This window comes from Pseudomonas sp. 22189, assembly GCF_052045635.1.
Lineage (GTDB): Bacteria > Pseudomonadota > Gammaproteobacteria > Pseudomonadales > Pseudomonadaceae > Aquipseudomonas > Aquipseudomonas parakoreensis.
On record NZ_JBQEPG010000055.1, the window covers coordinates 1 to 8,709 of the forward strand.

At 61.6% G+C, this 8,709-nt stretch carries 6 protein-coding genes and 3 pseudogenes; 2 read left to right on the top strand and 7 right to left on the bottom strand.

Features of this window, described 5'->3' with window-relative positions; genetic code table 11:
- Positions 1-77 precede the first annotated feature (77 nt).
- The 3 genes and pseudogenes from ACTJKS_RS27750 to ACTJKS_RS27760 all read right to left on the bottom strand — a co-directional run bounded on the left by ACTJKS_RS27750 (position 78) and on the right by ACTJKS_RS27760 (position 3,238).
- On the bottom strand, positions 78-899 hold the full coding sequence (locus ACTJKS_RS27750; protein ID WP_373292980.1) for a methyl-accepting chemotaxis protein: 822 nt from the start codon (positions 897-899) through the stop codon (positions 78-80).
- Between the two features lie 84 nt (positions 900-983).
- Positions 984-1,760: pseudogene (locus ACTJKS_RS27755) on the bottom strand (cache domain-containing protein); the annotation flags it as partial.
- Positions 1,761-1,921: 161 nt separating this feature from the next.
- Positions 1,922-3,238, bottom strand: a complete 1,317-nt coding sequence (locus ACTJKS_RS27760; RefSeq protein ID WP_041070854.1) for a Na+/H+ antiporter family protein — start codon at positions 3,236-3,238, stop codon at positions 1,922-1,924.
- A gap of 774 nt (positions 3,239-4,012) precedes the next feature.
- Between ACTJKS_RS27760 and ACTJKS_RS27765 the strand changes: the two are divergent.
- Together ACTJKS_RS27765 and ACTJKS_RS27770 are read left to right on the top strand one after the other, a co-directional pair.
- Positions 4,013-4,984: pseudogene (locus tag ACTJKS_RS27765) on the top strand (HAMP domain-containing protein); the annotation flags it as partial.
- Positions 4,985-5,248: 264 nt separating this feature from the next.
- A pseudogene (locus ACTJKS_RS27770) lies at positions 5,249-5,842 on the top strand (methyl-accepting chemotaxis protein); the annotation flags it as partial.
- A 126-nt stretch (positions 5,843-5,968) separates the two neighbouring features.
- On the opposite strand, the gene ACTJKS_RS27775 reads toward ACTJKS_RS27770, so the two are convergent.
- The 4 genes from ACTJKS_RS27775 to ACTJKS_RS27790 are packed head-to-tail and all read right to left on the bottom strand — an operon-like array spanning position 5,969 to position 8,570.
- Positions 5,969-7,282 (bottom strand): sensor histidine kinase, encoded by a 1,314-nt coding sequence (locus ACTJKS_RS27775; protein WP_108182230.1) that lies wholly within the window; start codon positions 7,280-7,282, stop codon positions 5,969-5,971.
- Entirely contained in the window at positions 7,279-7,947 is a 669-nt protein-coding gene (locus tag ACTJKS_RS27780; RefSeq protein WP_108182229.1) for a response regulator transcription factor, read from the bottom strand. The genes ACTJKS_RS27775 and ACTJKS_RS27780 overlap by 4 nt, the downstream gene beginning before the upstream one ends.
- Positions 7,948-7,950: 3 nt before the next feature.
- A complete protein-coding gene (locus ACTJKS_RS27785; protein WP_007915591.1) occupies positions 7,951-8,262 on the bottom strand; it encodes a PepSY domain-containing protein in 312 nt (103 codons plus the stop codon).
- Positions 8,262-8,570 (bottom strand): PepSY domain-containing protein, encoded by a 309-nt coding sequence (locus ACTJKS_RS27790; RefSeq protein WP_108182228.1) that lies wholly within the window; start codon positions 8,568-8,570, stop codon positions 8,262-8,264. Before ACTJKS_RS27790 ends, ACTJKS_RS27785 begins: the two co-directional genes overlap by 1 nt.
- Positions 8,571-8,709 lie beyond the last annotated feature (139 nt).

Here is an 8,709-nt window from a genome sequence, read left to right on the forward strand (position 1 = left end):
TCTTTTGACTTTGATCTTTTAAAGCAAGATCAAAAGATCGCAGCCTTCGGCAGCTCCTACATAGGTTTGTGTAAACGTTAAATTCGGAACTGGCCCACCAGCTTGCCCAACCGCTGCCCCAGCTCCGCCAGACTGCGCGAAGTCTGCGCGCCCAACTGGGTCTCATCCGCCACGCTGTCCACCGCCACGGCGATCTGATGCACGCTGCGGTTGATCTCTTCGGCCACCGCCGTCTGCTCTTCCGCCGCACTGGCGATCTGCGCGTTCATCGAATTGATGGTCGCAATCAGCTCGGCCATCGCATCCAGCGACGCGCCGGCCTGATTGGCTTGCGCCGAGGTGCCATCGCCCGCCTCGCTGGAGCGGCGCATCGCCTCGACCGCCGACTGCGTGCCCGCCTGCAAACGATCAATCATGCCCTGAATTTCCTGGGTGCTGATCTGCGTGCGGCTGGCCAGCGCCCGCACTTCGTCCGCCACCACCGCAAAGCCACGCCCGGCCTCCCCGGCCCGCGCCGCTTCAATCGCCGCGTTCAGCGCCAGCAGGTTGGTCTGTTCGGCAATCGAGCGGATCACTCCGAGCACGCCGACAATCGACGACACGTCCTGCTGCAGGCTGTCGAGCGATACGCCGCTGCTGCGAATGTCATCCACCAGCGCATGAATCTGTTTGATGCTGCCGGCCACCACGCGCTTGGCGCTCTGGCCTTCCTCGTCGGTCTGCTGCGCGGCCACCGCGGCGTTCTGCGCGCTTTTGGCGACTTCCTGGGCGGCGGCGGACATTTCGTTGATCGCCGTGGCGACCTGATCGGTCTCATGGCGCTGACGCTCCATCGCCTGATCGGAACGCTGGGCCTGATCCGACACTTGGGTCACAAGGCCGGTCAGTTGCGTGGTCATCTCGGTGATCTGTCGCACCAGGCCGTGGATCTTGTCGACGAAGCGGTTGAACGAGCCGGCCAGTTCGCCGAGTTCATCCTGGCTGGTGATGTTCAGCCGGCGGGTCAGATCGCCCTCGCCTGCGGCGATGTCGTCGAGGTTGGCTTTCATCAGGTTCAGCGGCCGCAAAATGGTGTTGGCCAACAGCATGCCCGCTGCGGCGATCACCAGCAGCACCAGCACGGCCACGCCGACGATGCTGAGAATCACGCCTTGCATACGCTCCTGCACTTGCGCCTCGACCACCGCCACTTGCGCTTCAATGCCGTCGAGGTTGACCGACGTGCCCACCGCCATGTCCCACTTCGCCAGGTATTCGGTGTAGCCGAGTTTCGGCACCAGTACGTTGGCATTGCCCGGCAGGGGCGAGCTGTATTGCAGATAGTGGGTGCCGTCCTTCGCTACGCTCACCAGGCCGCGATTGACGTAAACCCCGTTGGGGTCGCGGTTGTCCTTGAAGGTTTTGCCCACGCCTTCCGGGTCGTTGGCCTTGAACAGGCGCACGGTCTCGGAGTCGTAGCCGAAGAAGTAGCCGTCCTTGCCGTAGCGGATGCCCGACAACAGCTTGATCGCCTGCGCCCGCGCCGCGTTATCACCGGGGACGGCCGCGTCGTACAGCGGTTTGATCGTGGTCATCGCCACGGCGACGTAACTTTGCAGCGTGGCCTTGGCGTCGGCGAGCAGGCGTTCGCGGGTCTGCTCGACCTCGGTGTGCGCCTGCTGCTGGAGGATGAACAGCGTAGTCAGGCTGATGACCAGCGCAAAGAGCAGCACCGGCAGGACGGCAAGGGACAGGACTTTGGCCTTGAGACTCAAGCGCATTGGGGGGCTCACTCTTTTGGTTTTATTGGCGTGGTTAAAGGCGTTAACGGCACGCGCGAGCAAAAGTTGAACCCAAAAAAAGATCGCAGCCTTCGGCAGCTCCTACACCCATCTCTGTAGGAGCTGCCGAAGGCTGCGATCTTTTGATCTTCAGCTTTTAATCAGAGGACCATCGCCGCCACCCAACCGAACGCCAGCAGCGGCAGGTTGTAATGCAGGAAGGTCGGGACCACGGTGTCCCAGATGTGGTGATGCTGGCCGTCGATGTTCAGGCCGGAGGTCGGGCCCAGCGTCGAGTCCGAGGCGGGCGAACCGGCGTCACCCAGGGCTCCGGCGGTGCCGACGATGCAGACAATCGCCAGCGGACTGAAACCCAGTTGCACGCACAGCGGCACGAAAATCGCCGCCAGAATCGGCACGGTGGAGAACGACGAACCGATGCCCATGGTCACCAGCAGCCCCACCAGCAACATCAACAGCGCGCCGATGCCCTTGCTGTGATTGATCCACGAGGCCGACGATTCGACCAGGGTCTGCACCTGCCCGGTGGCCTTCATCACTTCGGCGAACCCGGACGCGGCAATCATGATGAAACCGATCATCGCCATCATCTTCATGCCTTCGGTGAACAGGTCATCGGTCTCACGCCACTTGACGATGCCGGACACCGAGAAGATCAGGAAACCGACCAGCGCCCCGATAATCATCGAGTCCAACAGCAGTTGCACAATGAACGCCGCCGCAATCGCCACACCGGCGATCATCAGGCTCAGCGGGTTGTACTGCACGGCCACTTGCTCGACCTGTTCGATTTTCTGCAGATCATAGACGCGCTTCTTGCGGTAGCTGATGAACGCCATGGCCAGGCCGAACAGCATGCCCAGCGCCGGAATGCCCATGGCGTGGGTGACGTTGATGCCACTGATGTCGACGCCGCTGCGCGCGACGTTGGCCAGCAGGATTTCATTGAGGAAGATGTTGCCGAAGCCCACCGGCAGGAACATGTACGGAGTGATCAGGCCAAAGGTCATGACGCAGGCGATCAACCGGCGATCGAGTTGCAGCTTGGTCAACACATATAACAGTGGCGGCACCAGCAGCGGAATGAACGCAATGTGGATCGGCAGAATGTTCTGCGAGGCAATCGCCACCACCCAGAGCAGGCCGATCAGCAGCCATTTGACGCTGCCGCCCCCGGTCGCGTGTTGCCGATCGACCATCGCCAGCGCCTTGTCGGCCAGCGCATGGGCCAGGCCGGACTTGGCAATCGCCACGGCGAACGCGCCCAGCAACGCGTAGGACAAGGCCACGGTTGCGCCGCCGCCCAGACCGCTGTTGAACGCCTTGAGCGTGGCGTCGATGCCCAAACCACCGGTCAGGCCACCGACCAGCGCACCGACGATCAGGGCGATCACCACGTGCACACGGGACAGGCTGAGGATCAGCATGATGCCGACCGCAGCAATCACTGCATTCATTTCACTACCTCAAAAACACTGCGATGAAATATCACCGCCAGACAGGATGAGTCCGCCAACGGTTAACCGGCGGATTGGCAAAGAGGGTCTTATTAGAAGGGCGCGCACTGTGCCGCAGAGTGGCGATGGTGTCAAAGCGAGCGGCTGAACTGAAATGTAACTGGCAATGGAGAACCCTGCGGTAAGGAGATCAATGTAACGGGCAATGGAGAACCCTGTGGCGAGGGGATTTATCCCCGATCGGCTGCGCAGCAGTCGCCAAACCTGACTATGCAATTTCTCTGAACGATTGTGAGGGCGGCTTCGCCCCCCATCGGGGATAAATCCCCTCACCACAGGTGTCTGATCGCCAGCATGCGGCAATCGGTCATATTGCGCTTGAACAATAAAGAAAGCCGCAACGCGGCCGTTACAGTGCAAAGTCTCAGATATTTATCGAATAAGGACGTCTCCATGTCGCTCAGACAACTTTCCATTCAATGGAAAATCACCCTGCTCGCCGGCCTGTGCCTGGCGGGCATCGTGACCCTGCTGGTGGGTCTTTCGCTGTACCGCATGGAGCACAGTTCCGAGCTGGTGAAGGCGTCGAGCATGGAGATGCTGACCGAGTCGGCCCAGGCGCGCATTGAATCGCAGGGCGAAGTGCAGGCTGCCGGGATTCGCCAGCAGTTCATGGATGCCTATCAATATGGCCACGGCTTCTCGCGGCAGGTGCTGTTTTTGCGTGAACAGGCCGAGAAGCGCTTCCTCGATGCTTTTGACCTGCGCGAAGACATGACCCGTCAGGTCAAGTCCGCGCTGCAGGCCAACCCGGAGCTGCTCGGTCTGTCGCTGGTGTTCGAAGCCAACGCCTTGGATGGCAAGGATGAACTGTTCGCCGGTCAGGCCGAGCTGGGCAGCAATGACAAGGGTCGCTTCGCCCTGTACTGGTCGCAGCCGACTCCGGGCAAAGTCACCTCGATGGCCCTGCCGGAAAGCGACATGGCCGACACCAGCACCGGCCCCAGCGGTCAGGCGGCCAATGCCTGGTTCACCTGCCCGCGCACCACGCTCAAACCCTGCGTGATCGAACCGTACTTTTATGTGATCGACGGCCAGAACGTGCTGATGACCAGCATCGTCTTTCCGCTGATGGTCAACGGCAAAGTCATCGCCTCGCTGTCGGTGGACATCAATCTCAACAGCCTGCAGGCGATCAGCCAGGCCGCGAGCAAAAAACTCTACGACGGCCAGACCGCCGTGAGCATCATCAGCCCCACCGGCCTGCTCGCCGGTTACAGCCCGGACGCCAGCAAGCTGAGCAAACGTCTGGATGCCGTGGACACCGTCAGCGGCGCCGAACTGCTGCGTCAACTCGGCGCCAGCAGCAACAGCGTCAGCAGCCTGCACAGCAACGGCCAGTTGAAAGTGCTGTCGCCGTTCCAGCCGATCCCCGGCGGCCCGGCGTGGGGCGTGTTGCTCGATGTGCCGGAAAAGGTGCTGGTCAGCCGCGCCGAAGCACTCAAGCAGCAACTGGATGCGAGCAACCAATCCGGCACCCTGATCGAACTGAGCCTTGGCGTGCTTGCGGCACTGATCGGCCTGCTGTTGGTGTGGCTGATGGCGCGCAGCGTGACCAAACCGATCCTCGGCGTGGCCAATATGCTCGAGGACATCGCCAGTGGCGAAGGCGATCTGACCCGCCGTCTGGCCTACGACAAGAAAGATGAACTCGGCCAATTGGCCGGCTGGTTCAACAAGTTCCTCGACAAGTTGCAACCGATCATCGCCGAAGTGAAACGCTCGGTGCAGGACGCGCGCAACACCGCCGACCAGTCCTCGGCCATCGCGACTCAGACCAGCGCCGGCATGGAGCAGCAATACCGCCAGGTCGATCAGGTCGCCACCGCGTCCCACGAAATGAGCGCCACCGCGCAGGATGTTGCGCGCAGTGCTGCGCAAGCCGCAGAAGCGGCCAAAGACGCCGACCGCGCCACCCGTCAGGGCCTGACCGTGATCGACCGCACCACCGCGAGCATCGACACCCTCGCCGCCGACATGAGCGCGGCGATGGTTCAGGTCGAAGGGCTGGCGGCCAATAGCGAGAAGATCGGTACGGTGTTGGAAACCATCCGCGCCATCGCCGAACAGACCAACCTGCTGGCGCTCAACGCGGCAATCGAAGCGGCGCGTGCCGGTGAAGCCGGGCGCGGTTTTGCCGTGGTCGCCGACGAAGTGCGCAACCTCGCCCGCCGCACCCAAGAGTCGGTGGAAGAAACCCGTCAGGTCATCGAGCAATTGCAGACCGGTACCCAGGACGTGGTCGGTTCGATGGGCAACAGCCATCGCCAGGCTCAGGGCAGTGTCGAACAGGTCGGGCAAGCGGTGACCGCACTGCGCCAGATCGGCGATGCGGTGACGGTGATCAGCGACATGAACCTGCAGATCGCCAGCGCGGCGGAAGAACAGAGCGCGGTGGCCGAGGAGATCAACAACAACGTGGCGACCATTCGCGACGTCACCGAATCGTTGTCCGGGCAGGCCAATGAGTCGGCGCGGGTAAGCCAGTCACTGAACAGCCTGGCGAATCAACAGCAGAGTCTGATGGATCAGTTCCGGGTCTGACTGTATCACCCTCGCCTGTAGGAGCTGCCGCAGGCTGCGATCTTTTGACTTTGATTTTTTAAAAGCCAAGATCAAAAGATCGCAGCCTGCGGCAGCTCCTACACGGGATTGGTGGTGTTTGGGTGATCAGCGTTTGGGCAACTCGATCACCACCTTCAAACCGCCCCACTCACTCTCGCCCAGCACCAGCAATCCGCCCCACGTCTCGACAATATCGCGCACAATCCCCAGCCCCAGACCATGCCCGTCAGTCTGCTCGTCGAGCCGCGTGCCACGGCTGAATACCTGACTACGCTGCTCTTCGGGAATCCCCGGCCCGTCATCTTCAACGCTCAGGGCGTAGCCATCAGTTCTTTCGATCACACTCAGACGCACCTCGGCATCCGCCCATTTGCAGGCGTTGTCCAACAGGTTGCCGAGCAGCTCCAGCAAGTCCTCGCGATCCCACGGCAATTGCAGCCCCGGCGGCGCGACGTAGCTCAACGCCAGATGCTCGCCGTGGATCATGTTCAACGTCGCCAGCAGCCCCGGCAGTTCCGCATCACAATCAAACAGCGCACCGGGCAGTGCATCACCGGATAAACGCGCGCGATTGAGTTCACGATTGAGCCGCTGTTGCACTTGCTCCAGTTGCTCCTTGAGGATCTTGCGCAGCTCCGGATGGGCGTCGAGTTTTTCGTTCGAGGCCAGACTCAGCAGCACCGCCAGCGGGGTCTTCAGCGCATGTCCCAGATTGCCCAATGCATTGCGCGAGCGCTTCAGACTGTCTTCGGTGTGAGCCAGCAAATGGTTGATCTGCGCCACCAACGGCTCGAGCTCGACCGGCACCTGATCGTCCAGTTGCGAGCGCTGGCCCTGCTGCAACTGGGCGATCTGCTCGCGGGCGCGTTCCAGCGGCTTGAGCGCGCGACGCACCGTCAACCGTTGCAGGATCAGAATCAGCAGCAAGCCGGCCAGGCCCAGCCCGAGGCCGATCTGGCGCATGCGCTGGAAACTCTCGCGCACCGGGGTGTAATCCTGGGCGACGCTGATGGAGATTGACTGCCCCAAACGCCGATAATCCGAACGCAACACCAGCAACTGCTGACCGTCCGGGCCCAGTTGCAGGTTGCTGTGCAGGCCGGGATGGTCAAGCAGCGGCAAGTCCTGATCCCACAGCGAACGCGAGCGCCAGTGGCTGTCGGCAAAATCGATGCGGAAATAATGCCCGGAAAACGGTCGCTGATAGGCCGGCGACAGGTGCCGCTCATCCAGTTGCAAACCTTGCGGGCCACGCACCAGCGCCACCAGCAGGCTTTCGCTGTCGTTGCGCAGACCGGCCTCGAGATAACGCTGCAAACCGACTTCGAACAACCACAGGCTGGTTTGCGCCAGCACCACGCCGACGATCACCATCACGCTGATCAACCCCAGGCTCAAGCGGCGCTGGATCGACCTCACGAAGCCTGCCCGCCGAACAGGTAACCCTGGCCGCGACGGGTTTCGATCACCGCTTTACCCAGCTTGCGCCGCAGGTGGTTGACGTGAACTTCGAGGACGTTGGAGTCACGCTCGGTCTCGCCGTCGTAGAGGTGCTCGGCGAGGTGGGTTTTCGACAGGATCTGTTCCGGGTGCAGCATGAAATAACGCAGCAGGCGGAATTCGGCGGCGGTCAGCTGAATCTCGCTGCCGTCACGAATCACGCACTGGCGACCTTCGTCCAGATGCAGGCCGGCGGCCTTGAGCGTCGGCTGGTTGGCCTGGCCCTTGGAGCGGCGCAGCAACGACTGCACGCGCAGGTGCAGCTCTTCAGGGTGAAACGGTTTGGTCAGGTAATCATCGGCGCCGGCCTTCAGGCCTTCGATGCGCTCGGCCCAGGAATCGCGGGCGGTAAGGATCAACACCGGCGTCGACAGGCCACCGGCACGCCATTGCGCCAGCACCTCCAGCCCGGGAACGCCGGGCAGACCAAGGTCGAGAATGATCAGGTCATACGGCTCGCTGCTGCCCTGATACACCGCATCGCGCCCGTCCGCCAGCCAGTCCACCGCGTAGCCTTGGCGCTGCAGGCCGGCGGTCAGTTCGTCGGCCAGCGGCACATGGTCTTCCACCAGAAGCAAACGCATCGGTCAATCTTCCTTGTCTTTCACGAGTTCGCCGGTATCGGCCTTCAGGTGCAACTCCCGGGCGACACCTTCGACGGTCAGCAACTCGACTTCATAAATGTAGACGTCGTGTTTTTCTTCCAGCTCGACTTCCAGCAGTTTTGCGCCGGGGTAACGGTCCATCGCCTGCTGCAGCACTTGCTCAAGCGGCAGGATCACGCCCTGCTTGCGCAGATCAAGCGCTTCATCCGGACCGAGATCGCGGGCCATGGCCGTCGAGCAACACATAACCAGCGCCAACGCCGTGCGGCGGGTGGCGCGAACATTAACCTTCATTACGTATCCTGATGATCCTTGAGAACCTGCCCAGTCACCGCGTCTAATTCCAGATCCCACTCCAGCCCTTGTGGATCACGCATTTCGACCTGGTAGACGTACTTGCCGTACTGCTCTTCCAGCTCGGTATCGGTGATGGTCGACCCCGGATGTCTGGTCAGCGCCGTGGCGTTGAGCTTCTCGAAGGAGACGATAGTACCAGCGTCGCGCAGGCGCAGGGCTTCGTCGGGGCCAAGATCGCGGGCATGGGCGAGGTTGGCGGTCAGGCCGATGATCGCGGCAATGGACAGGGCAGTCAGGGTTTTCATGGATGTCTCCGTATTTTTATGTGCAGCTACGGTGGGCACCTTAGCGGTGCGAACTTAACTGAAACTGAATTGCCATCATTGCCCCTGTAGGAGCTGCCGCAGGCTGCGATCTTTTGATCTTGCCTTTAAAAATCAAAAG

Coding starts and splice junctions, on each gene's coding strand:
- ACTJKS_RS27790 (WP_108182228.1), bottom strand. CDS start 8,570: ATGAAAACCCTGACTGCCCTGTCCATTGCCGCGATCATCGGCCTGACC.
- ACTJKS_RS27760 (WP_041070854.1), bottom strand. CDS start 3,238: ATGAATGCAGTGATTGCTGCGGTCGGCATCATGCTGATCCTCAGCCTG.
- ACTJKS_RS27750 (WP_373292980.1), bottom strand. CDS start 899: ATGACCACGCAACTGACCGGCCTTGTGACCCAAGTGTCGGATCAGGCC.
- ACTJKS_RS27780 (WP_108182229.1), bottom strand. CDS start 7,947: ATGCGTTTGCTTCTGGTGGAAGACCATGTGCCGCTGGCCGACGAACTG.
- ACTJKS_RS27785 (WP_007915591.1), bottom strand. CDS start 8,262: ATGAAGGTTAATGTTCGCGCCACCCGCCGCACGGCGTTGGCGCTGGTT.